Genomic DNA, 21,096 nt, shown 5'->3' with positions numbered 1-21,096 from the left:
ACAGACAGGGAGACGTCAAGATTGGACGCATTAATTGCTCAGTATACCGGCGCGGACGAAGACGCCCGCTTGGTTCGTCAGTACATTACGCGCATGGAGTTTGACACCACGATGCATGCTTTGGCCCCGTATCTTACGGCGGGAGCAAGCGTGTGCGAGTTGGGTGCTGCGACTGGTCGGTATGCGCTGACATTTGCCGGGGGTGCGGTGAACAGCGAACATCGATTCGATCAGGAGAAACAATGAATTATCCGGTAGAAGGGTCATGCCAGTGCGGCGGTGTGACTTATCAGCTCCACGCAGCACCCTTGATGGTGGTTGCCTGCCATTGTAAAGCGTGTCAGAAGCTCTCAACCAGCGCGTTTAGTATTACCGCAATCGTGAATGCAACGGATATTGAATTTCAGGGAGCGCTGGCAGAGTGGTGCCGAACCGCTGACAGCGGCAATATCAATGGTGCAAAATTCTGCCCGACTTGCGGTAACCGTATCTATCATTTCAACCCGGACGAACCCGATAAGATTAAACTGAAACCTTCCAATCTATCAGATACGAGTTTGATCCAGCCGACCGCTCATGTCTGGGTCAGCCAGAAACAGGCGTGGTATACCTTATCCGAGGGTGTGGTTGCGTATGACGAGCAGCCATAAAGAATCGGGAGAGGTTTCGTCTCGGGGGGATCCCAAAACGAAACCACGTTTAAATCCAGGCTTCAGGGGGGCTCAGTATTGGTCAATACCGTTCAACTAAGGGCTGCACGCTCAGATGAGTTCGAGTCACTGTTCCTGCTGGTGACGACGGATGAACAATGGACCCAATTCAACGGACCCTATTTCCCATACACAACGCCGTCGCGTTGCGAATTTAAGCAAGGTCTGTTTTCTTCACTGTGTGCCGGAAGGCGCATGCGGCTGATCACAGTCAATGATCAGCCGGTCGGCTCTGTTAGTTATTACTGGGAATGTGAGGCAACCCGATGGTTGGAAGCCGGTGTCGTCATTTATGACTCGCGCTTTTGGGGACAGGGGATTGCAGTCAGTGCCTTGGAGCTTTGGGTGAGTCACCTCTTTGCGACTTTAGCAATCGAGCGTGTGGGTTTAACAACCTGGTCCGGGAATCCCAGGATGATGGCGTGTGCAGAGAAGCTAGGTTTTCAACAAGAAGCCTGCTTACGAAAGGTCCGCTATTACCAGAGGCAATACTATGACTCTGTGAAATATGGTGTTCTCAGACAGGAATGGGAAACCGGTCGGGGATGATAAGTCATCACGCCCATTGAGCAGGGTATGGCGAAAAAATTCGTTCTTAATCAATTTAAAAGTAAGACGTAGCGCGTCAGGAAAATCAGGGATAGAAATCATGTGGATAGAAAATAAAGTCCTAGAAGGTCAATACGTTACGCTGGAGCCGTTGAGCGACGCGCATATTGTGCCGTTGCAGCACGCCGTGCAGGATGGCGAATCCTGGAAATTGTGGTATGCCAATGTACCGCGTGAAGATGAAATTCCGCAATATGTGGCGCAAGCCATTCGGCAAGCAGAAACAGGGGATATCGCATACGCCGTTCGTTCAAAACTGACCGATGAAATTGTTGGGACCACACGCTATTACAATGTTGAAAGTGCCCATCGACGAGCGATGATTGGTTACACCTGGTATGCCGCATCCGTTCGAAGAACGCCGATTAACACAGAAGCCAAATTGCTGTTGCTGAGTCATCTTTTCGAATCTTGCGCCGGAATCGCCGTAGAGTTTCGAACTCACTTTTTTAATCAGGCTTCCCGGGCTGCAATTGAGCGGTTAGGGGCCAAGCTGGATGGTATCTTGCGAAATCACCAGATCATGAAGGATGGCTCGTATCGAGACACGGTCGTTTATTCGATTATCGCCAGCGAATGGCCTGCCGTAAAAAACAACTTGCTGAGTAAGCTCTGCAAATAAAAGTGCTGAGGAGTTGTCCCCTGAAGCGGGTCGTTTGGGGAAAAGTCAGTCGTGATGGTCCGCGTGATTGGTGTGACAGTCAACTTGTGTGATGCTATCAATATGACATTTGGAGTGAATATGAATTCGTTATCGAGTGAGACAATTGTCGCAGCAGAAGAAACTTTGAAGTCTGCAATGTTAATTTCAGATACCCAGACGCTTTCTGAATTACTGTCTGACGATTTGGTGTTTGTGAATCACTTCGGTCAGGTTGTCACCAAAGCGCAAGATTTAGCGCTGCATCAGTCGGGCCAGTTACGCTTAGAGGCGATTGAGCTCTCTGAGATGACTGTTCAGTTGATTGCGTCAGTTGGGGTGGTGCAGGTTCGGGCGACAATCCACGGAACCTACGATGGTATGGATGCCAGCGGGGAGTTTATGTTTTCCCGTGTCTGGGCACCTCAGGATGGGCGTTTGAAAGTCCATGCAGTGCATTCGACGCAAGTGGCATCATCAATCATGTAAACCCTGTTATCTCAATTGAACGGTCTGGTTGTGGTGGGCGCTGAGTCTCTGGCCGCGTCATGATGATTGCAAATGAATCACGCAACAATCGTCGGAAGCACCACACTTATGCTGATGATTTTCAGATAACAGAAGGTGACCGTGATGAGTGATCGACAGCAACAGGCGATGCTTTTCTTCGATGCGTGTGAAACCGGTAAAGGATGGGAAGTCTGCAAGATGTTTTGTCATCCTGAGGCAACATTTTCAGCGCAGGCTGCGGCGCTGGCCGAGGTGACCACGCTTGAAGCTTATACTGAGTGGATGAAGGGTCTGCTCACTCCCATCCCGGATGGTCGTTATGAACTGAAATGTTTCGCCGAAGATGATGCACGGGCATGTGTCGCAGCATTTGCGGTGTTTCATGGCACAAATACCGGACCTGGTGGCCCTGTAGAGCCGACTGGGAAAGTCGTTGCGGCTGATTATGTCTATATTATGTATTTTGAAGGCAAGCTGATTCGGCATATGACCAAAGTCTGGAATGACTCCGTGAGCTTACAGCAACTGGGGTGGTCTTAATTTTCCCGTTAAACGGCTCGTGGATCGGGCCGTGTCGCGGGGGCGTTGCAATTGGGTAAAAAGGCGCTCAGATCGCCTTTTTTGTTGGGAGGCTGTTCATGCTGGAACACGAAAAAATGACCGAACGGAGCGATTGGCGCGCTGATGTGTTGAGTCAGGTTCGCGAGCTGATTCTGGACGCAGTGCCGGAAATGATTGAAGAGCGTAAGTGGTGTAAGCCCAGTAACCCCGCGGGGGTGCCGGTTTGGTCTCATACCGGGATTGTTTGTACGGGAGAAACCTACACATCTAAAGTCAAGCTGACGTTTGCACATGGTGCTGCACTACCGGATCCGACACCGTTATTTAATGCCGGCCTTGAAGGGAAAGTCAGGCGTGCAATCGATATCTATCAGGACGATACCATAGAGACGGAAGCGTTGAAGGCTCTTATTCATGCCGCAGTTCACTACAATCAAACATTGAAGAAAAAAACTTAATGTGTCTTTGGGTTGAATACGGGTATAGATTCCGGCGGTGGTGTTTTATGATGCAAGTCGGCCTCAGTGAAATGTTGGAGAAAAACAGATGGAAGCCTTGTTCAAATCTTATTCCGAGAACAATGAAGCAGTCTTAAGAGCTATTGCCCATATGCCGACACAAAGTTTACCGGTGCTGATTGGCCCAGACTTTGCGCAAAAATTAACGGATGCGGATTACATGCGGATCGCGGTATATCTTGCACAAAAAAGTGACGAGGAAGGTGGTTGTCCGATTGGCGCTGTGATTGTTGATAACGCAACAGGAACCATTGTCGGTAAAGGACATAACACTCTGGTTCAGGAAGATCATCCTTATAATCATGGTGAAACCTCAGCCATTCGGGATGCGGGACGTCTCGACTTCAGCCAAACGACCTTATTTACCAGCCTGAGCCCTTGTGATGTCTGCGCTACCTTACTTTATATGCGCGGCTTTAGTCGTGTCGTTGTCGGTGATGTCACCAATGCCGGCGGGAATGAAGCCTTGCTTCGGGAAAAGGGGATTCAAGTCGATATTCTGGAAGATAAACTGGGGATTGAGCAGTATGCAAAATTCCGAGCTGAAAAACCGAACCAGGACTTAGAAGACTGGCAAGGACTTAGCGCAGTCAAAAAAACAATGTGGTCACAGCCATCGCGATAACAAGTAAGCCCGGTGATGTATCAAGTCGCACTACCCTAAACATTTCGATTGAAATATAGATCTCCCAACCTCGTGTATTTAGCTTTTAACATGGCTGAATACACGAGGTTCTTTGTTGTACGCTCTTTGGAGGCTGTGATTGTGATTCATGAAAGTGTAAATAAAAATCGTCAATGGGCGAAAACACCTTATGTCGGTGTTGAATTCAGTTGGCTCTCGGAAGATTCCGAGTCTGGACGATCCGCTTTGTTAAAGTTTGAAAAAGGCGCGAAGCTCCCCTTGCATTATCACCCCGGTTGGGAGCAAATATATGTGCTTGAAGGCGTGCTGAAAGTAAATGGTGCTTTATATTACGCTCATGATTTTGTATTCGTTGATGCAGAGACCCGTCATGAACTGGAGGCAATAGAACCTAGCCAATATATCACGATCGCTGAGAAAGCCGGTGTGGCGGTTGTTGATCATTAATCCTCGATCTCGCCGATTGAGGGATTAAACTGGCAGAATCGGCGAATAGTTTTGTCCAGCGTATTGTCATCGCCGTTGTTGTGATTCATGAACGTAGAAATATAAATCATCCATGGTCAGTAATACTCAATCATGGCATGAAAGATGTTCCCATCAATGAAAAGAAAGGATCTTCTGTGATGCAGAGTTTAAATACGATTGAACCTTCAACGGCATTGGGACTGGATGGTGTTCCACATATCAAAAGGGTGTGGTCGGCTTCGCAAGCCATTCTACATGGCAAGAAAATCGATAGATCGGGCGAAGAGCTGTGGGATAGGGCTGTCTTTGATGCGTTAGGGATCGGCTTACACCAAACCTTAAATTATCTATATGCAAATGCGCCGACGTTTGCCGAGTTTGAAGCATGGATTATAGCGACGGCCGGAAAGCCGGAACCGTTGCGCCTTGATCGGCTTCGGTCAACATTTTTGGGGACACAGCAAACAGCGGGGGTCTCTGAATGGTTACAAATGATTGAGGACATGCCTCCTGTTTTCACCGATGATGATTTGTCGTTCTGGGATGAACATGGTTATCTGATTTTGAGACATGCTGTTTCGCCAACAGACTGCTGCGAGGCAAAAGAAGCGATTATAACGCATCTCAATGTTTCAGAAGATGACCCGGATACCTGGTACCAGGCTCGCAATCAACATGGGATTATGGTTGAGTTGATCCAGCACCCGGCATTTGAAACGAACCGACGCTCATTGCGTATTCATAAAGCTTTTTCGCAACTTTGGAAAACCAGTGATCTTTGGATGTCTGCGGATCGCTGTGGGTTTCATCCGCCTCAAAATGAGAAGCACACTTTCCCTGGCCCCGATCTGCATTGGGACCTTAATTTTAATCAGCCGTTGGTGTTTGGTACCCAGGGGATTCTTTATCTGACAGATACTCCTCCAGAACAAGGAGCGTTGACGTTGGTTCCTGGTTTTCACCGACGTTTGGCGGGTTGGTTGGCGGATCTTCCTGCCGGTACTGATCCCCAAAAGGAAGATTTGCATGCGTTAGGTTCAATCCCGATCGGGGCGAAAGCCGGTGATATGGTGATCTGGAATCATTTGCTCCCGCACGGCAGCAGGCCGAATCTGGGGCAGCGGGCTCGCATTGTTCAATATATCAATATGATCCCATGTCAATTCAATCCCTATTGAAAATTGTAGGGTTTAAAAGATACTACTGGTTTCCTGATTGATGTGACCATGTTGATGTCATCAGGATAGCTGTCTTCAGCGATTAGGTTGAACGTGACCTATCGAAAAACATGTTTACATAAGGAGATGTAAATTGGCTTACTTCGTCGATTATCAAACCGCAATTATGGTTGTTGGTTTCGTGGGGCTGTTGATGTTTATTCAACTGCTCATGGCAGATGTGATTGCTTTAAAACTAAAGCATGTGCCGGGTTATCCTGTTGAACACAATCATGACCATTTGCTGTTTCGTGCCACACGGACGCATTTGAATATGAATGAAAGTGTGGCGATATTTATTACGTTTGTGATTTTTGCTTTATTGTCACAGGCGTCTCCCAGTGTGGTCAATATGAGTGCATTGTTCTATCTGGTGTCCCGAATTGCGTACATGATTTTTTATTATTTAGATGTCAAATTGGCGCGCAGCATTGCATTTAGCTTGAGTTTGTTCAGTCTGATTGCGGTGTTTATGGCCGGTATCATGCAGTGGCTATAGATAGTTTTACCCTCTCAAATAACCATGAAAATGGAGTTCTATGATTAAATTTTATGCCGCACTCGTACATGTGTTGTTGTGGTTGAAAGTCGCAGTTTCACCGATGTGTGGCGGTATTTTTCTGGCCGCCCTTATTTGTATTGCACGTGATCAGGTCAGCCTTCCCCTGGTGGCCACCATGGGTAGTATTGGCTTCGTGATTGGCGCGTTCTGGGCTGAGCGGATCAGAAAAAATATGGGCTTGGTTGCTTTTCATGGTCGCCTGATTGGCCATCCGGAAATTGATGGCGCATACGTCAAGCCGATGAAGCGGTTCTGATTTTTCACTGTGAAGACACCTGGAATTAAAAGGAAATAATAGATGTATCAAGGTAGTTGCCTGTGCGGCGGGGTTCAGTTTGTCATCATCGGTAAAATTACAGACATCATCCACTGTCATTGTTCCCTGTGCAGAAAATCAAGTGGGACAGCATTTGCGACCAATGGGTTTGTGAAGACGGCAGACTTTCGTATTGAACAGGGAGAAGGGCTCGTTCAGCACTTCGAAATGAAGCCGGGCCGCAAGCGCCATTTCTGTGGCCGGTGTGCCTCGCCTTTATTCAGTTCGAACGAAGCGGATCCAAGTCGGATTCGACTACGGTTAGGGGTCTTGGATTCGGATATCGAAGAAAGACCGTTATCACATAACTTTGTGACCTCAAAAGCCAACTGGGACAGCTTAGATGTCGATCTGCCACATTATGACGCCCATGAGCCAAGTCGTGGTCAATGAATCAGATCGGGTTGCCCATGGGCGTGATTCAGGGATAACCGCCGATAAAGGACAAGGGGAGCGTCAGTGAACATTGCAATTCTGGATGACTATCAGAACGCCGTCAAAGATCTCAAGTGTTTTGAGTTATTGCGCCATCATGAGGTGACGGTGCTGACGGAGACATACAAGGATGAAGCTCGGCTTGCTGAACAGTTAGCGGGTATTGAAGCCCTGGTGCTTATCCGTGAAAGAACTCAAATCACCGAGTCTTTGTTAGCGAAATTACCTGATCTGAAAGTCATTAGTCAGACAGGGAAAGTCAGCAATCACATCGACCCGCAGTTATGCGAACAGTTCGGGGTGAAAGTGCTGGAAGGCGTTGGATCCCCTGTCGCGCCATCGGAATTATGCTGGGCATTAATCATGTCTGCATCTCGGCACATTCCGGCTTATGTTTCCAATTTTCAACAGGGGGAATGGCAACAGCCGGGTGAATTGGGGTTGGGCCGAACCCTTAACGGGCTGACTCTAGGCATTTGGGGATATGGTAAAATTGGGCAACGTATCGCGCAATATGCCAAAGTTTTCGGGATGCAGGTATTGGTCTGGGGGAGTGAAGCCTCAAGGGTCAACGCAACCCGTGATGGCTTTGCGGCTGCGAGTTCGAAAGCACAATTTTTCTGTGCTGCCGACATTGTTTCGCTACACCTTCGATTGAATGAGGTGACGAGAGGGTGCGTCACTCAGGCTGACTTAGCCTTGATGAAACCGGACTCCTTGTTTGTCAACACCAGTCGGGCGGAGCTTGTCGAGCCGCAAGTTTTATATGACGAACTGTCTAAACATCCCACCAAACGGGCGGCATTAGATGTGTTTGAGAATGAGCCAGCAACGATAGAAAGCGAGCCGTTACTGAGTTTGCCGAATGTACTTGCCACACCTCATCTGGGCTATGTGGAGCACAATAGCTACGCGCTTTATTTTCGGGTGGCGTTTGAAAATTTGATGGCTTACACCCAAGCACAGTCCGCGCAATAGTCATTCAGCGCAATCATCATCAAGAATCATGAGAAACAGGGCGTTTATGTTTACACAGGAAGTGAAAGAAGGCTTGGCGCTGGCATTAATTCAGCCGTCATTTGCAAAGCAATATCTGAACATTGTCTCGCAAGAGCGAGACTGCCTTGGACAGTGGTTGGCCTGGCCCGCGCATGCAGATTCGGAAGCGTTTTTTCGGACCTTCATTGAGAATGCGCTACAAGGTTATGCGGCCGGAAAGTCGTTGACCTGTGCGATGATCGTTGAGGGGCAAGTGGCCGGTAACATTAGTTTTAATACGATTCACATCGAGCTGAAGAAAGTCGAAATCGGCTACTGGTTGAGCCAGCAATATCAGGGACAGGGCATCGTCAGTCAGTCGGTGGAGAAAATGATCGAAATTGCTTTTGAACAATTGGCAATGGAAAAAGTCCAGATCTCAGCCGCGGTCGAGAATCGACCGAGCCGCAGGGTGTGTGAGCGTTTGGGGTTTGAGCTGGAAGGTGTGATCACCCGAGCGGAAAACCTCAATGGACGGATCGTTGACCACGCGGTCTATGGATTGAGCCGGGCGAAGTGGACTGAACGATGAAAGTCTTGATCGCCGGTGCAAACGGCTATGTGGGGCAGCATGTCAAAGAGCATCTCACATCACAGGGCCTTGAGGTTTATACGTATGTCCGAGCAGCGATGGCGCAGGTATCGGGCAGTCAGGTGGTCTCGCGTGATTCAACGGATGCCTACGGCTCTTTTGACGTCGTGATCAATTGTGCAAGGCCACATTGGTCGGCTCATTCGCCGGAAGAAATTGTGGCGATCGAGCAGGCGCTGCTCAAAACGTTAACTCAATTCGCCAAACCGCAGGCACAGAAAATTCATACGTCCGGGGTGTGGTTGTTTGGCCATTCAACCCGGTCTGATCTTGAGGCGTTTCAACTCAAGCCTTTTCCGTGTGTCAGTCAGGATGTGGCGACCATTGAAGGGGCGCTGGCCGGTGGCTGGCAAATCGTTTATCTCCCAAGCTTGGTGTATGGCAGCCGCGACTGCCAACTGGTGAGAAATGCCGAGGCCTTATCAGAAAAAATACGGGATGTTGCGATTCCCAGTGTTGGTTATAACCAATATATTCACGTCGAAGATGCCGCTCGCTTTTATCATCAGATGATTGCTCAATCGCTGAATGAACCTCAGTATTTCATCGCAGAAGAGCAGGGGTATTCGCCGCTCGAATTTGCCCGGCTGTTGTTGGCATGCGGCCTGATCGAAAAAATGAATCCGATCAGTTGGGAAGTGTTTGAAGAAAAAGGGGAAATGGCTGCGGATATTCAACGGTTGAATTTAGATTTGCCGATTACTCCCGATTTTCAGCCGACTTCTGATCTTCAAACTTATTTGTCCGCCATGTCGACGCAGCTTACGGATATGGGCTGAATGTGCGGGGAATAAAAACGGAAGCCAAGCTTCCGTTTTGAATGAACCGGCCAATCGTTATGCAATTACAGGCTGTCGAGAATGGTTTCGGCGTTACTGACTTCAAAGCCTGAAGGCGCTTCAACGTTGAGTTGAGTGACGACGCCATTGTCGATAATCATGGCATAGCGCTGAGAGCGGAGGCCGCCGAACCCGGCTGTATCCATCTCAAGGCCCAGTGCTTTGGTGAAGCTGCCGTCACCGTCAGCCAGCATCATGATCTCAGAGGCATTTTGAGCATCTCCCCAGGCTTTCATGACGAAGGCGTCGTTGACCGCAACACAGGCAATCAGATCCACACCTTTGGCTTTGAGTTTGTCTGCGTTGACAACATAGCCCGGCAAATGGGCTTCAGAACAGGTCGGGGTAAAAGCACCCGGCACGGCAAACAGCACCGCTTTTTTATTCGCAAATAATTTGGCGACTTCATGGGTCACCATGCCGTCTTTCGTGAGTTCGCTGAGCGTAACTGCCGGTAGCTTTTGTCCTTGTTCAATCATTGTGTGTCCTTAGGTTGGATGAACATACACACAGTCTAGACTCAAAACCGGGTGATAAACAGACACATCTTTTGGGGTTTTTCTCCCGGTGAAAGTCAGTTAGCGAGGAATATGATGACCTGCAAATATTCAGGCTCATGCTTATGCGGAGCCGTCAAATTTGAAATTCACGGCGTGTTCGATAGCTTCTATCTCTGCCATTGCAGCCGCTGCCAAAAGGATACTGGTTCAGCCCATGGTGCGAATCTGTTTTCCACCACTGCGCAGTTAACCTGGCTGCAAGGGCAGGCCTTCGTGAAAACGTTTCAGTTACCCTCTACCCGGCACTGCAAGTCGTTCTGCGTTGAATGCGGCTCCGCTTTGCCGAATGTTCAGATGGGCGGGACATTGCTCGTCGTCCCGGCGGGAAGTCTGGATAGTCCACTCGTCAATCGACCCGATGCGCATTTGTTTATGTCGAGTAAGGCTGAATGGGATGAGCGTCTGGATAGTGTGAAGCAGTATGAGGCACTACCGTTTTAAGGCGATGCGCAAAGATTTGACCAAAGTATGAGATTGAGATTAATGAAAACAGTGCTTTGCTACGGCGATTCGAATGTTTGGGGTTAGGGAGTGTCCCAAAACCATGAGATCAATCTCTCATTTCAGGGGGCATTAGAGACAAGCCAGCAGCTATCGCCAATTTATGCTGAACTTGCTGCGCAGTTTGGGTGTCACTTTATCGATGCTGCAGCTCACTGCATATCAAGCATTGAGGATGGCATCCATATGGATGCGGTGAATCACCGGGCGTTGGCGGAAGCTGTGTTGAATCAACTAAAAGCCATGATGTTGTAAGCCGGGCACTGCATCGTTCCGGAACTTCGAAATAGGACAGGCAGGGAGCCTTGATGAACATGTGCAACATAGTTAAAGCGACGATCTTCTTTTCACTCGCCTGTATTTCTGCCGGTTTGCAGGCCAGCACGATACCCGCGAAAACCACGCAAACATTAGCGCGCGCCGATCAATCAACAATCACCTATTACATCGAACGCTCAGCACCGGCGCTTGCAAGCAAAGCGCTGCTGGTGCTGATCCAAGGCTCAGATTGCAATAGTGTCTATCACAATCCGCTCATTAACCAAACGTTCCCTGTGGTTCTGCCGGGGGCCGATGTCCTGACGGTTGAAAAATACGGCATCGATGCCAACCTGGCTTGGGTGGCGCAGTCTGAGCGGGAAGATTGCCCGGCGAGTTATATCCAGAATGATTCGCCCAGCCAGCGGGTTGCGGATTATCAGCAGGTGCTGGATCACCTGACGACGCAAACCGCCTATGACAGAGTGGTTCTGTTGGGTGGAAGTGAAGGGGCTGTCGTGGCGAATTTGCTGGCATCCGAAAGTGACATTGTGTCGCAGAGCGTGGCGCTGAATGGCGGCGGACGTTGGTTTGTGGAAGATGTCCTCCATAGCATGAAGGCGTCGATCCCGTCAGAGGCAGCTTATCAGGAGAGTGCCGAAGGGTTTATGGGGTTTACCCGCCATGTCGCGACCAGCGACCCGTTTGAAATGAGCGTCAGCGGTCATGGCTATCAGTGGTGGCGGGAGATGCTGAAACTCGATCAAACCGCTGTGATTGCTACGGTCAATGTCCCGGTCATGTTGGTTCAGTCGGAAGGGGATCTCAGCGTCTCGCCGCAGCTCGCCCGGGAGCAGGCCAGGGAATTAATGAAAGCCAAGTCGAATATCACGTATCAGTCCTATGCTGGATTGGATCACGCATTCAAGCAAGCGGACGGCACCAGTGAGGTCGATCAGGTTGTCCGGGATATCAAACAGTGGCTGGCGAAGCACCATTAAAAATCATCATGGTGCACTGTTATAGCCAAAAATCATGCTAACTGTGCGTCTTCCTTCAAATTTATTCTGTAAACATGTGCAACTAGTTGGTACTATTCGTGCTTCAGATTGCATAATGATGTACACGGTCATGTAAGCAAATGCATTTGACCATGCCCGGGTTCGGCGTTTCTCAACGCAAGTGCTGAAGAAGCTGGCGTACCAGGCAGATTAAGATTGGAGTGGAAGTCGAGATGGAACAAATTGAAACACTGGAACAACTGATGCAGCTTTATGGGAAGCCGAGCAAACGTGCTGGCAATAAAACCATTTATCAGATTGATGAATATGTTCAACGCCTGATTGAGCATAGTCCCTTTATCGTTATCTCGACGGTTGATGAAGACGGTTTTACCGACGTTTCCCCTCGCGGTGGCGTGCCGGGGTTTGTGAAGGTGGTCGATTCGAAAACACTCCTGATCCCGGATAGCTCAGGCAATAATCGCCTCGACAGCTTCAAGAATATTCTGGAACGCCCGCAGGTGGGGATGATGATCATGGTCCCCGGCATTGATGAAGTGGTGCGAATTAAAGGGACTGCGAGTTTGTATACCGATGAAGAACGACTGGCCCTGTGTCCGGACGGGAATAAGCCAGCCAAATTGGTGATTCAGGTGAAAGCGGAATCCATGTTCTTCCACTGTGCCAAAGCCATCATGCGGGCCAAGTTATGGGACGGCGATTTTCGGGTCGAGCGCTCGCTCTTGCCATCCTTGGGACAAATTTTAAAACAGCAGCAGAACTTGGAAGAAGCAGCCATGAGTCAGGATGACATGGTGGCATATTATAACAAGACCCTGTAACGGGTAGGTAAGTTCGGGCATTTGTGGCAGAAGGAAAGCATTCTGGTTATGGAAAATAGTTTGGAAAGTGAACGGATCAAACTGCGCCAATGGCGCGACAGTGATTTAGATGAATATGCCCGGCTTTGCGGGGATCCGCATGTGATGCGATTTTTTCCGGCTCCTTTAAGCCGGGAAGAAAGTGATCATCAAGCGGACATTATCAGAACGTTAATCACCGACAGAGGCTGGGGATTCTGGGCAGCAGAGCTCAAAGAAACCGGTGAGTTTATGGGGTTTGTCGGACTGCATCGTCAGGATGCAGACAGCGGGATCCCGGAAGCCCCGTTTGTCGAGATCGGCTGGCGGCTGGCCGCTGAATACTGGGGTAAAGGCTATGCGCCGGAAGCAGCCCGAGTGGCGTTGAAGTATGCTTTTGAGACGCTGGATGCCCCGGCCGTTTATGCGTTCACGACACTCACGAATGAGCCTTCACAGCGTGTGATGCGGAAAATCGGGATGTTGAATGTCAATCAGGATTTTGACCATCCGAAGTTGCCGTCGGATCACCCCTTGATACGCCACTGTCTGTATAAGATAGCCCGAGAGCAGTGGTGCGAGTAATACCGATATCGCATGCTTATATCGAGAATTAATAGCTGTTGAATTTTTGATTGGCATCAGTTATAAGTTGGTGAATTGCTTCGTAAATCCATGACTTAAGTAGTTTTTTATCCCTTTAAAAGCATGGAGAATCACGTGAGCGATAATCATCATAATAACAGGTTCCAAGCGAATCGGTTTGGTCGCTCTTACATCGCTGAAGATTTTCAAATTACAGCGTCTGAGTTGCTGGTCCGGAAAGAGGCGTATCCGCTGAACAAAATGAAGCAGGTGGCGTTGAAGCAACTGGGCTATAAAGACCATGCGCTCCGAGCGGTCTGTATCGCGCTGGTGCTTTCTGCGGCCACATGGGCATTTGTTCCGTCACTCGGAATATTTGTCTTCGTCGGATGTTTGCCTTTTACCTTACTGACGGTCAAAAAATACGAGCTGCGTGCCGAGTTTCGCAGCTCGGATGAAGCGGGCGATCAATGGGTGCCCTTGGTACGTTGCAGCACCCAGGCCGAATTCGAACAGCTGAAAACGCTGCATGCAGCGCTCGAAACCAAATTGTCGAACTAAACACAAAGCTCACCAGATTCTGGTGAGCTTTTCATTTTTTGGCTGGTTTTGATGGTGTATGGCATCAAGGGGCGAAAGGCCGCTTAAATGGCCGGGAGCGGCGACTTGCCATCTGACTGAATCGCGGCAGCTTGTTAGCAATAAGCTGCCGTTTGGAGAGAAATGATATGGACATCAGAAGTATCGCGCTGGCTTTACTGGTTGTGGTGATTTGGGGACTGAATTTTTCCGTCATTAAGTTCGGGCTGGACGAGTTGCCGCCGCTGATGTTTTCCGGATTGCGGTTTTTGATTGTGGCCGTGCCTGCGGTCCTGATCGTGCCGTTTCCGAAAACATCCGTCTGGAATGTACTCGGCGTCGGACTGTTCCTCGGCGTGATAAAATTCGGTTTGTTGTTCATTGCGATGCAAGAAGATGCGTCGGCCGGCATTGCCTCGCTACTGTTGCAGTCTCAGGTGATTTTCACCATTCTGCTCAGCGTGCTGTGGCTCAAGGAAAGTATATCCCGGTCTCAAATTTTCGGCATTGCGATTGCTGTGACCGGATTTAGCCTGTTTTTCATCACCTCGAACGGCAATGCCACCTTACTCGGTGTCACCATGATTATTCTGGCGGGTCTGTTCTGGGCGGTCTCTAACCTGATCATGAAGCAGATGTCGTCGGTGAATCTGTTGCATTTCATGGTCTGGGTCAGTGTCGTGCCGCCGCTGCCGCTTTTTGCGCTTTCCTACCTGTTTGAGACTCAGACGCCTATAGCATTGCTGTTGGAAACGACCGAGAAAACCTGGTTGTCGGTGGCCTACGTGGGCTATATCTCCACACTCCTGGCGTTTGCGATCTGGGGCTGGTTGCTGAAAAACCATCAAGCTGCGGCGGTGACGCCGTTTGCATTGTTGATCCCCTTGGTCGGAATGCTAGGGTCCAGCCTGCTGCTGGACGAGCAGTTTAGTGTGACGGAATCGGTCGGTGCCAGCCTGATTTTAGTCGGGCTGCTGATCTCGGTGCTGGGGGCACGGCTCTACGGAGCGATCCGGCAGAAAAAAACAGCCGAACAGATCAGCCAGTAGCCACAGCGCAGATCATTCGCGAGAGAGCACATGAATTCACCCGAAGAGCGCAACGGAAAGCATTATATGAAAGTTTCATTAGTTCCGATCACCCCAAGTGACCGTCCTACTCTGGAGCATTTGTTTCAGTTTTACCTTTACGAGATGGCAGCGTGTCTGGCTTTGCCGCTCACGGATGAAGGGCAGTACACCTATCGTCCGGCGCTGTTGGACGGGTACTGGACGCAACCGGAACATGAGCCGTTTTTCATCGTTGTTAAGAGTCAATTGGCGGAAAGCGAAGCTGCGATACAGGAACTGGTGGGTTTTGCCCTGATCCGCCGCTATCCGCAAGATCCAACCCGTTATGACATTGATCAGTTCTTTGTTGTCCGAAAGTTCAAGGGGCAGGGGGTTGGCAAACAAGCCTTGGCGAATCTACTCCATCAACTCCCCGGGAAATGGCAAATCCGGGTGTTGGTAGAGAACGAACCGGCGATCGCGTTCTGGCAGTCTGCGGTGAGACAAGCGGTCGGGCAAAATTATGAGCACTCAATGGATCTGGATGTCGACCTGAAGATGCATTTCTTCCGGTTTGAGATCTAACCGATCCTGTGAATGTGATGTCAGCAAATTAGCAAGTTTAATCCAGCAATTAAGGCAGAAGATGATTCATTTTAAATCCGCAGAAGGCGTGTTTAACTTTCGCAGTGTGGCTGTCATTGTCCATGAAGAGTATGTGTTGTTGCATCAGAAGCGCGGGGATGATTTCTGGGCGCTGCCTGGTGGCCGAGTCGAATGGTTTGAAGACTCAGCGGCGACTGTGGTCCGGGAAATTCAGGAAGAGCTGGGTCAAACGGCGACTGTCGTTCGGCCATTGTGGCATGTTGAAAATTTCTTCGGCTTCGAAGGCAAGCGCTTTCATGAGCTGTCGACCTATTATCTGATGGCATTGGTCGAGAGCAACTTGCCATTTGGGACCGCAGCTTTTTCAGGGATCGAGGAAGATGTGGACTTAATCTTTCAGTGGCTCCCGATTGATGAGCTGGCCACCGTGCCGCTGTATCCGGAATTTTTGAAAGAAAAATTGAAATGTTTACCTGAAGGGGTCGAGTTTATTCGCGTGAATGAGCTGGCTTAACAGATAACCTATTTTCAAAAGGAAGTGAATCATGTATCAGCTCTATTACTACCCCAATAACGCCAGCCTGGCACCGCACTTTTTGCTCAATCACATGGGGCTCGATTACGAACTGGTGCTGGTGGACAAGAAATCGAATTCCCAAAAATCAGCGGATTATCTCAAGCTGAATCCGGCGGGAAGAATTCCGACCTTAGTCGATCAGGGGCAGCCGATTTTTGAAAGTCCGGCTATCTGTATTCATCTTTGTGAACAACATCCCGAGCATGAATTGATCCCGCCGCTGGGCAACAGCGCGCGTCCGCTGTTTTTCCAGTGGCTGGCGTATCTGAATAATACATTGCAGGCTGAGCTGATGGTGCGCTATTACCCGCATCGCCATACCAATGACGAAAGCACGATTCCGAATGTCATTGCCGCGCAGGATGATCGCATTGCCGATGCTCTGGCGGTGATCAACGATCAATTGGCAGACAAGCAATATTTACTCGGCGAGCAGATCTCCGCCTGTGATTACTTCCTGTTTATGCTGGCTGAGTGGTGTTTGCCTGTCAAGAAATCACCGCTGGATTTCCCGCATCTGGCGGGCTACCTGAAGCGAATGACCGCGCTATCGACGATTCGGGCTGTGTGTGAAATTGAAGGGATGGATCTCAGCCCGTTCGAATCCGTGCAGTAGGTCTTCGGAATAGGATCAACCTCAACAGTCACATGATCCGTGCGATGTGTGAGCCAGTTCGGGGCAAAAAGCGTTTGCACTACACTTAAGCAAGCGCTTTTTACTTTTTGACATCTCGAATTTTATGCTGAGGTGTGTTGATAAGGAGCTGTCATGCCCGGAGCTTATGCCCATATTTCAGCAGCCTATCTGGCCGCAGAGAAGGTGCAACAATCCGCCTTGCAAGCGGCACCCCAGCAAGCCCGAAATATTCTGAGCCGTCATCAGAAATTCATTGAGTTGGGCAGTGTCAGTCCGGATTTTCCCTACCTGAAAATTGGCGATCTGGCTCAAAACGCTTGGGCAGACAGAATGCATTATGAGCAGGTCGGGGTCTTCATCCGCCATTGTATTGCCGAGGTGGAAAAACTGTCCGGGACATCGCAGGAAAAAGCCTTTGCCTGGTTGTGTGGTTATGTTGCACATGTGGCGACCGATATCACCATTCATCCGGTCATTGAGCGACGTGTCGGACCCTATGAGGCGAACCAGATGGAGCATCGGATCTGCGAAATGCACCAAGATGTGCATATTTGCCGGCGCTTTGGTCTGAGTGAAGAACACCGGATTGAGCGGCTGGCGAACTCTATCGGCACCTGTACCCACGCAGAGGATAATCGTCAGTTGGATCCGGCGATCTCAAATTTGTGGGAACAATGCCTGATGGCTACGTTTGGCCGGGATCCGACGGTGGAATCACCGATGATCCATGACTGGTATACCGGTTATCTGACGGTGTTAACCGGCATTGAAGAAGGGCACAAACTGCTGCCGTTTGCCCGGCATGTCGGTGCGCAGTTGGGGCTGGTCTATCCCGAGCAGGTGGATGATTCATATATCCGGGAATTGAAGACGCCCTTGGGGGTTCAGCATTATGATCAGGTGTTCGATCGGGCAGTCCAGCAGATAGTCCGGTATTGGGACATTACTGCACGGGCGGTATTTGAAGCCGGTGAGACCGATGCTTTTCGCAATTGGAACTTGGATACCGGGCGATGTGAAAACGGGCAACTGACGGCCTGGGAAGATCCCTGATTGTGATGTTCTACGATGATTAACCGCCAAATTCGTGATTTTCAGCTGAATTCGCGTCAGTTGTGGAGACCGCGCTTGAATGGTCGGATGAGTTGAAACATAATGATTAACAACTTGTTCACAAATGCGGATGTCCGAAACCATGAAGCTCCATAAATTGGAAGGCTACATTCAGTCGATTTACCTGGTCGAATATGAGCACGGATTATTGCTGCTTGATGGTTGTAGCCGAGCCGATATCGGCATGCTCAAACATTTCATTGTCGGACAGCTGCATCGACCGTTTACGGATCTGAAGCTGGTGGTGGTGACCCACATGCATCCTGACCATGCCGGAGCGGCGGTCAAACTACGCCAGTTGAGCGGGTGCCGGGTTGCTGCTGCGAATGTGCCGGGCCAGTGGTACAGCGGGGTGGATGGCAAACTCATGCATCTGACTGATATTCTGCTGGCAAAATGGGTCGCCAAACGGATGAAAAAGCCCCGGCGTAATCTCTGGTATACCTGCACGTTGACGCCGGATATAAAGCTCAATGATGGGGATAGCCTACCGGGATTTTCGGAGTGGCAGGCGCTGTTTACCCAGGGGCATACGGATCGCGATCTCTCGCTGTACCATCGGCCCAGCCATACGGTGTATGTCGCGGATCTGATGGTGAAAGTGAAAGGGCGCTATATTCCGCCATTTCCTGTGTTCTATCCCAACCGTTATCGCCACTCGCTGAAGAAAATCATGGCAATGGCACCATCGTCCCTGATCCTCGCTCATGGCGGTGAAGTGTATCCCTCACCGGAGGAGTACCAGTATTTGCTGTCGCGCGCACCCAACGTCCCGATGACGCACTGGCGTTCGGTGAAATCCAAGTTGCGTCAGGTGTTGCGACGCGCAGCCTGACCGACGAGACAGCCATTCAGGCCACCTCGCCGGATAATCGGCTCGCTTTGGGGCCACGGTTTGACAGTGTGTCCCGTCGATTTCCTGCCTTAGCGTTTTTCTGTTTAAGCGCTTATCTGTTTCAGGCTTTCCGGAATAGCGCCGCTCAGTGCCTTCCTGTTTTAGCGCCGGTCGTGTGTTTGGCAATCGTGCCGCCGGGTTTATCGGTGACCTTAAGCTCAGCGCTTGCTGTGGTCATGGTCACGATATCCACCGTGAGCTTGCCTTCGCCAAGCAGTTCATCAATCAGGTGTTGAGAGAACGGCCAATAATTTAACTTGGCATCCAGGGTGACCGGGCCGGTTATGTTATCCGGCACCAGAAAGGTATATTCGACTATCGCGTAGCCATGGGGCAGGATCCGAGTATCCGACAAAATTCGGTCCACTTCCCACACATTGAGATCGACGACATCGCCGTTTTTATCCCCCAGGGTGACTTTGAAGCTCCGGGTCCCCGGCTCGGTGTGTCCGTCAACGACCGCACCTGAGCGGTAAATCGCAGTTTGTTCATTGCTGTTCACCGTAAAATCAACCCAAACTTCCCGCCCTTCCGGGAAACCGGTCGGGAGCTTGTGCCCGGCACCGACATTCGACACTTTCAGCTGAATTGTGGCGAGCTCCCCGGCAACCAGTGATTCCGGCAGGGTGATAAATTCCATCGTGGCCGCAGAGCGCAGCATCTCGCGGGCGAGCTCGGCACCGATGGGATCGTCGAAATACTGGTGCAGGGTCGAGTTTCCGCCCGAAAACGCATGTGAGTAGATGTGCTCACGCTCTTTGCCCATGATGGCAGATCTCCCCGGATTCGTTTGTTGGCCGGGGCCGGGCGTCATGTGGCAGTCCTGGCACTGGATCCCTTGCTCGTTATAGGCGCTCTCTTGCCATTCATCATAGGTGCGTTCAATGGGCGTGCTGTTGTATGGGTGAGACACGTTATGGCATACCGAGCAGAATTCGGATTTGGTATGCAAATCCGAATATTCCGTCTGGTGGTAAGGTGAGTTTGCGTCATGACGCGGCCCGAGTTTGATGTGTTTCTCCCGGTTCGGCGCCAGGATATAGGCACCGTTATCGCTGCCGGTGATGCCACGGATGTTATGGCAGACCTCGCAGTTAACCCCGGGCAGGTTATCGTTCGGCTCCTCTAACGTCGCGGCAGAGCCATTCATACTGGTCATGCCAATGGGGCTGTGACAGGCGATACAGAAGTTATCGACCTGTCCGTCTGTGGCCTGGCTGGCTCGCTTAAACAGAGCCCGGTAAATCGGGTCTTTCCAGGAATTTGCCATCACGGAGCGTTGCCACTGTTGATAAATTTCACTGTGACAGCCTTTGCAGACCTCCGGGCTTTCAAACATCTCCGGTTTCAGGGGGCGGTCAGTACTGGCGCGGGAAGGATAGAAGGGGAGTTGCTGGTGGATGGCCTCGGTAGAGTCCGGTTTATGCGGCTTCTGCCATTTTTGTGCGCTTGGTTCAGCCTGCACAAGGGTGGATTGGCAGGCGAGCATGCCCGTCAGCATGACCAGGATGGTTGCCGCGAACCGGCTGGGGCGTACGGCACGGTGAAAGTTGAAAAGGTAAAGTGATAGCCGTGAATCTTTGGTTTGCCAACTTGAAAGTGTATCGTACGTGTTCATAAAACGATCCCTATGAACTTGTTGTTATTGATGACCCACGTTTTCAGTGGTGTCCAGTAAAACAGACTGAGTGTAGGCAGGAACGCTGGCACAAGATGTCGCGAAGTTGCAAAGTGTCCGGATTTAGTTGACTACTACATTTGGGGCTTAGAATAAAACGTTATGATTTAGTTCGGAGGATGTATGAAAGGAAAGGCAGGCATCGGGTTAGCAATGTTCGGGTTCGCAATGGTGAGTACATTGCTGTCCGGCTGTAGTGAACCGCTTGAGGTGACGGTGACCCCCACCCGGGATGTCGACCATTTTCAGGTGACGGCGCAGACAAATATCGATATGTATTGCCCGACCGGGATTTGCAAATTTGAGCTGGCTGCAAGCCAGAAGACAGCCATTACCGTCAATATGCACTATACCGATGCCCGCAGCTTCGACAAAATTGAAGGGGTGAACGTGACCGGCAGGCAAGGGGCGACGGTCGCCATGGTTGACGACAACACGTTCAGCCTGACGCTCGCCGGGGAGAATGAGACCACGAAAATCCAGGTTGTCGATTACTATCGGTATTAAAGCTCGGGACTTTTAGCCATTTCGGTCTG

30 protein-coding genes and 1 pseudogene are annotated in these 21,096 nt (G+C 50.3%); 29 read left to right on the top strand and 2 right to left on the bottom strand.

Features of this window, described 5'->3' with window-relative positions; all coding sequences use genetic code 11:
• Positions 1 to 21: 21 nt before the first annotated feature.
• The 16 genes and pseudogenes from NH461_RS09055 to NH461_RS08980 form a co-directional block, all read left to right on the top strand.
• A pseudogene (locus NH461_RS09055) lies at positions 22 to 198 on the top strand (SAM-dependent methyltransferase); the annotation flags it as partial.
• Positions 199 to 242: 44 nt separating this feature from the next.
• Positions 243 to 650, top strand: coding sequence for a GFA family protein (locus NH461_RS09050; RefSeq protein WP_261600044.1), 408 nt, complete (start codon positions 243 to 245; stop codon positions 648 to 650).
• A 78-nt stretch (positions 651 to 728) separates the two neighbouring features.
• On the top strand, positions 729 to 1,259 hold the full coding sequence (locus tag NH461_RS09045) for a GNAT family N-acetyltransferase (RefSeq protein WP_261600043.1): 531 nt from the start codon (positions 729 to 731) through the stop codon (positions 1,257 to 1,259).
• Positions 1,260 to 1,359: 100 nt separating this feature from the next.
• The gene (locus NH461_RS09040) at positions 1,360 to 1,941 is read left to right on the top strand and encodes a GNAT family N-acetyltransferase (RefSeq protein WP_261600042.1); all 582 of its coding nucleotides are present in this window, start codon (positions 1,360 to 1,362) and stop codon (positions 1,939 to 1,941) included.
• Positions 1,942 to 1,995: 54 nt separating this feature from the next.
• On the top strand, positions 1,996 to 2,448 hold the full coding sequence (locus NH461_RS09035; RefSeq protein ID WP_261600041.1) for a nuclear transport factor 2 family protein: 453 nt from the start codon (positions 1,996 to 1,998) through the stop codon (positions 2,446 to 2,448).
• A 144-nt stretch (positions 2,449 to 2,592) separates the two neighbouring features.
• The gene (locus tag NH461_RS09030) at positions 2,593 to 3,009 is read left to right on the top strand and encodes an ester cyclase (RefSeq protein WP_261600040.1); all 417 of its coding nucleotides are present in this window, start codon (positions 2,593 to 2,595) and stop codon (positions 3,007 to 3,009) included.
• A 98-nt stretch (positions 3,010 to 3,107) separates the two neighbouring features.
• The gene (locus tag NH461_RS09025; RefSeq protein ID WP_261600039.1) at positions 3,108 to 3,488 is read left to right on the top strand and encodes a DUF1801 domain-containing protein; all 381 of its coding nucleotides are present in this window, start codon (positions 3,108 to 3,110) and stop codon (positions 3,486 to 3,488) included.
• Positions 3,489 to 3,576: 88 nt separating this feature from the next.
• A complete protein-coding gene (locus tag NH461_RS09020) occupies positions 3,577 to 4,173 on the top strand; it encodes a nucleoside deaminase (RefSeq protein ID WP_261600038.1) in 597 nt (198 codons plus the stop codon).
• A 90-nt stretch (positions 4,174 to 4,263) separates the two neighbouring features.
• Positions 4,264 to 4,641 (top strand): cupin domain-containing protein, encoded by a 378-nt coding sequence (locus tag NH461_RS09015; protein WP_261600037.1) that lies wholly within the window; start codon positions 4,264 to 4,266, stop codon positions 4,639 to 4,641.
• Positions 4,642 to 4,778: 137 nt separating this feature from the next.
• Positions 4,779 to 5,840 carry a phytanoyl-CoA dioxygenase family protein gene (locus NH461_RS09010; RefSeq protein WP_261600036.1) on the top strand — a complete coding sequence of 354 codons (1,062 nt, stop codon included), beginning with the start codon at positions 4,779 to 4,781 and terminating at the stop codon, positions 5,838 to 5,840.
• Positions 5,841 to 5,973: 133 nt separating this feature from the next.
• Entirely contained in the window at positions 5,974 to 6,378 is a 405-nt protein-coding gene (locus NH461_RS09005) for an MAPEG family protein (protein ID WP_261600035.1), read from the top strand.
• Between the two features lie 40 nt (positions 6,379 to 6,418).
• Complete coding sequence (locus NH461_RS09000) at positions 6,419 to 6,697, top strand: hypothetical protein (RefSeq protein WP_261600034.1); 279 nt, start codon at positions 6,419 to 6,421, stop codon at positions 6,695 to 6,697.
• 42 nt (positions 6,698 to 6,739) lie between these two features.
• A complete protein-coding gene (locus NH461_RS08995; RefSeq protein WP_261600033.1) occupies positions 6,740 to 7,150 on the top strand; it encodes a GFA family protein in 411 nt (136 codons plus the stop codon).
• 66 nt (positions 7,151 to 7,216) lie between these two features.
• Positions 7,217 to 8,170 carry a D-2-hydroxyacid dehydrogenase family protein gene (locus tag NH461_RS08990; protein WP_261600032.1) on the top strand — a complete coding sequence of 318 codons (954 nt, stop codon included), beginning with the start codon at positions 7,217 to 7,219 and terminating at the stop codon, positions 8,168 to 8,170.
• A gap of 46 nt (positions 8,171 to 8,216) precedes the next feature.
• Complete coding sequence (locus NH461_RS08985) at positions 8,217 to 8,762, top strand: GNAT family N-acetyltransferase (RefSeq protein ID WP_261600031.1); 546 nt, start codon at positions 8,217 to 8,219, stop codon at positions 8,760 to 8,762.
• Positions 8,759 to 9,601, top strand: a complete 843-nt coding sequence (locus tag NH461_RS08980) for an NAD-dependent epimerase/dehydratase family protein (protein ID WP_261600030.1) — start codon at positions 8,759 to 8,761, stop codon at positions 9,599 to 9,601. The genes NH461_RS08985 and NH461_RS08980 overlap by 4 nt, the downstream gene beginning before the upstream one ends.
• A 65-nt stretch (positions 9,602 to 9,666) precedes the next feature.
• Here NH461_RS08980 and NH461_RS08975 read toward each other — a convergent pair whose 3' ends face one another.
• Complete coding sequence (locus NH461_RS08975) at positions 9,667 to 10,140, bottom strand: peroxiredoxin (protein ID WP_261600029.1); 474 nt, start codon at positions 10,138 to 10,140, stop codon at positions 9,667 to 9,669.
• Between the two features lie 111 nt (positions 10,141 to 10,251).
• On the opposite strand from NH461_RS08975, the gene NH461_RS08970 reads away from it, so the two are divergent.
• The 12 genes from NH461_RS08970 to NH461_RS08915 all read left to right on the top strand — a co-directional run bounded on the left by NH461_RS08970 (position 10,252) and on the right by NH461_RS08915 (position 18,822).
• A complete protein-coding gene (locus NH461_RS08970) occupies positions 10,252 to 10,662 on the top strand; it encodes a GFA family protein (RefSeq protein ID WP_261600028.1) in 411 nt (136 codons plus the stop codon).
• A gap of 90 nt (positions 10,663 to 10,752) precedes the next feature.
• Entirely contained in the window at positions 10,753 to 10,977 is a 225-nt protein-coding gene (locus NH461_RS08965; RefSeq protein WP_261600027.1) for a hypothetical protein, read from the top strand.
• Between the two features lie 59 nt (positions 10,978 to 11,036).
• Complete coding sequence (locus NH461_RS08960; protein ID WP_261600026.1) at positions 11,037 to 11,981, top strand: alpha/beta hydrolase family protein; 945 nt, start codon at positions 11,037 to 11,039, stop codon at positions 11,979 to 11,981.
• A 233-nt stretch (positions 11,982 to 12,214) separates the two neighbouring features.
• Positions 12,215 to 12,823, top strand: a complete 609-nt coding sequence (locus tag NH461_RS08955; protein ID WP_261600025.1) for a pyridoxamine 5'-phosphate oxidase family protein — start codon at positions 12,215 to 12,217, stop codon at positions 12,821 to 12,823.
• A gap of 48 nt (positions 12,824 to 12,871) precedes the next feature.
• Positions 12,872 to 13,426: a GNAT family N-acetyltransferase gene (locus NH461_RS08950; protein ID WP_261600024.1), complete on the top strand. Its 555-nt coding sequence runs from the start codon at positions 12,872 to 12,874 to the stop codon at positions 13,424 to 13,426.
• Between the two features lie 135 nt (positions 13,427 to 13,561).
• Entirely contained in the window at positions 13,562 to 13,987 is a 426-nt protein-coding gene (locus tag NH461_RS08945; protein WP_261600023.1) for a hypothetical protein, read from the top strand.
• Between the two features lie 167 nt (positions 13,988 to 14,154).
• Entirely contained in the window at positions 14,155 to 15,054 is a 900-nt protein-coding gene (locus NH461_RS08940) for an EamA family transporter (RefSeq protein ID WP_261600022.1), read from the top strand.
• Between the two features lie 66 nt (positions 15,055 to 15,120).
• Positions 15,121 to 15,639 carry a GNAT family N-acetyltransferase gene (locus NH461_RS08935; RefSeq protein WP_261600021.1) on the top strand — a complete coding sequence of 173 codons (519 nt, stop codon included), beginning with the start codon at positions 15,121 to 15,123 and terminating at the stop codon, positions 15,637 to 15,639.
• A 61-nt stretch (positions 15,640 to 15,700) separates the two neighbouring features.
• Entirely contained in the window at positions 15,701 to 16,174 is a 474-nt protein-coding gene (locus NH461_RS08930) for an NUDIX hydrolase (protein WP_261600020.1), read from the top strand.
• A gap of 31 nt (positions 16,175 to 16,205) precedes the next feature.
• The gene (locus NH461_RS08925; protein WP_261600019.1) at positions 16,206 to 16,853 is read left to right on the top strand and encodes a glutathione S-transferase family protein; all 648 of its coding nucleotides are present in this window, start codon (positions 16,206 to 16,208) and stop codon (positions 16,851 to 16,853) included.
• Positions 16,854 to 17,006: 153 nt separating this feature from the next.
• Positions 17,007 to 17,927, top strand: a complete 921-nt coding sequence (locus NH461_RS08920) for a zinc dependent phospholipase C family protein (RefSeq protein WP_261600018.1) — start codon at positions 17,007 to 17,009, stop codon at positions 17,925 to 17,927.
• A 142-nt stretch (positions 17,928 to 18,069) separates the two neighbouring features.
• On the top strand, positions 18,070 to 18,822 hold the full coding sequence (locus tag NH461_RS08915) for an MBL fold metallo-hydrolase (RefSeq protein ID WP_261600017.1): 753 nt from the start codon (positions 18,070 to 18,072) through the stop codon (positions 18,820 to 18,822).
• Between the two features lie 145 nt (positions 18,823 to 18,967).
• Here NH461_RS08915 and NH461_RS08910 read toward each other — a convergent pair whose 3' ends face one another.
• Positions 18,968 to 20,500 (bottom strand): multiheme c-type cytochrome, encoded by a 1,533-nt coding sequence (locus NH461_RS08910; protein WP_261600016.1) that lies wholly within the window; start codon positions 20,498 to 20,500, stop codon positions 18,968 to 18,970.
• A 183-nt stretch (positions 20,501 to 20,683) separates the two neighbouring features.
• On the opposite strand from NH461_RS08910, the gene NH461_RS08905 reads away from it, so the two are divergent.
• Positions 20,684 to 21,067, top strand: coding sequence for a spore gernimation protein (locus NH461_RS08905; RefSeq protein ID WP_261600015.1), 384 nt, complete (start codon positions 20,684 to 20,686; stop codon positions 21,065 to 21,067).
• Positions 21,068 to 21,096 lie beyond the last annotated feature (29 nt).

The sequence above is a fragment of the Photobacterium sp. TY1-4 genome (assembly GCF_025398175.1).
GTDB lineage: Bacteria > Pseudomonadota > Gammaproteobacteria > Enterobacterales > Vibrionaceae > Photobacterium.
This window is presented reverse-complemented; position numbering and strand designations above follow the sequence as displayed.

Bases quoted from the DNA above. Each gene is read 5' to 3' on its own strand.
- NH461_RS08995 (WP_261600033.1), top strand. From the start codon at position 6,740: ATGTATCAAGGTAGTTGCCTGTGCGGCGGGGTTCAGTTTGTCATCATC.
- NH461_RS08960 (WP_261600026.1), top strand. From the start codon at position 11,037: ATGTGCAACATAGTTAAAGCGACGATCTTCTTTTCACTCGCCTGTATT.
- NH461_RS08975 (WP_261600029.1), bottom strand. From the start codon at position 10,140: ATGATTGAACAAGGACAAAAGCTACCGGCAGTTACGCTCAGCGAACTC.
- NH461_RS09035 (WP_261600041.1), top strand. From the start codon at position 1,996: ATGGTCCGCGTGATTGGTGTGACAGTCAACTTGTGTGATGCTATCAAT.
- NH461_RS09015 (WP_261600037.1), top strand. From the start codon at position 4,264: ATGGCTGAATACACGAGGTTCTTTGTTGTACGCTCTTTGGAGGCTGTG.
- NH461_RS08905 (WP_261600015.1), top strand. From the start codon at position 20,684: ATGAAAGGAAAGGCAGGCATCGGGTTAGCAATGTTCGGGTTCGCAATG.
- NH461_RS08940 (WP_261600022.1), top strand. From the start codon at position 14,155: ATGGACATCAGAAGTATCGCGCTGGCTTTACTGGTTGTGGTGATTTGG.
- NH461_RS08910 (WP_261600016.1), bottom strand. From the start codon at position 20,500: ATGAACACGTACGATACACTTTCAAGTTGGCAAACCAAAGATTCACGG.
- NH461_RS08920 (WP_261600018.1), top strand. From the start codon at position 17,007: ATGCCCGGAGCTTATGCCCATATTTCAGCAGCCTATCTGGCCGCAGAG.
- NH461_RS09030 (WP_261600040.1), top strand. From the start codon at position 2,593: ATGAGTGATCGACAGCAACAGGCGATGCTTTTCTTCGATGCGTGTGAA.
- NH461_RS08925 (WP_261600019.1), top strand. From the start codon at position 16,206: ATGTATCAGCTCTATTACTACCCCAATAACGCCAGCCTGGCACCGCAC.
- NH461_RS08950 (WP_261600024.1), top strand. From the start codon at position 12,872: ATGGAAAATAGTTTGGAAAGTGAACGGATCAAACTGCGCCAATGGCGC.
- NH461_RS08955 (WP_261600025.1), top strand. From the start codon at position 12,215: ATGGAACAAATTGAAACACTGGAACAACTGATGCAGCTTTATGGGAAG.
- NH461_RS09000 (WP_261600034.1), top strand. From the start codon at position 6,419: ATGATTAAATTTTATGCCGCACTCGTACATGTGTTGTTGTGGTTGAAA.
- NH461_RS08980 (WP_261600030.1), top strand. From the start codon at position 8,759: ATGAAAGTCTTGATCGCCGGTGCAAACGGCTATGTGGGGCAGCATGTC.
- NH461_RS08930 (WP_261600020.1), top strand. From the start codon at position 15,701: ATGATTCATTTTAAATCCGCAGAAGGCGTGTTTAACTTTCGCAGTGTG.
- NH461_RS09040 (WP_261600042.1), top strand. From the start codon at position 1,360: ATGTGGATAGAAAATAAAGTCCTAGAAGGTCAATACGTTACGCTGGAG.
- NH461_RS09025 (WP_261600039.1), top strand. From the start codon at position 3,108: ATGCTGGAACACGAAAAAATGACCGAACGGAGCGATTGGCGCGCTGAT.
- NH461_RS08970 (WP_261600028.1), top strand. From the start codon at position 10,252: ATGATGACCTGCAAATATTCAGGCTCATGCTTATGCGGAGCCGTCAAA.
- NH461_RS09050 (WP_261600044.1), top strand. From the start codon at position 243: ATGAATTATCCGGTAGAAGGGTCATGCCAGTGCGGCGGTGTGACTTAT.
- NH461_RS09010 (WP_261600036.1), top strand. From the start codon at position 4,779: ATGAAAGATGTTCCCATCAATGAAAAGAAAGGATCTTCTGTGATGCAG.
- NH461_RS08985 (WP_261600031.1), top strand. From the start codon at position 8,217: ATGTTTACACAGGAAGTGAAAGAAGGCTTGGCGCTGGCATTAATTCAG.
- NH461_RS08915 (WP_261600017.1), top strand. From the start codon at position 18,070: ATGAAGCTCCATAAATTGGAAGGCTACATTCAGTCGATTTACCTGGTC.
- NH461_RS08935 (WP_261600021.1), top strand. From the start codon at position 15,121: ATGAAAGTTTCATTAGTTCCGATCACCCCAAGTGACCGTCCTACTCTG.
- NH461_RS09020 (WP_261600038.1), top strand. From the start codon at position 3,577: ATGGAAGCCTTGTTCAAATCTTATTCCGAGAACAATGAAGCAGTCTTA.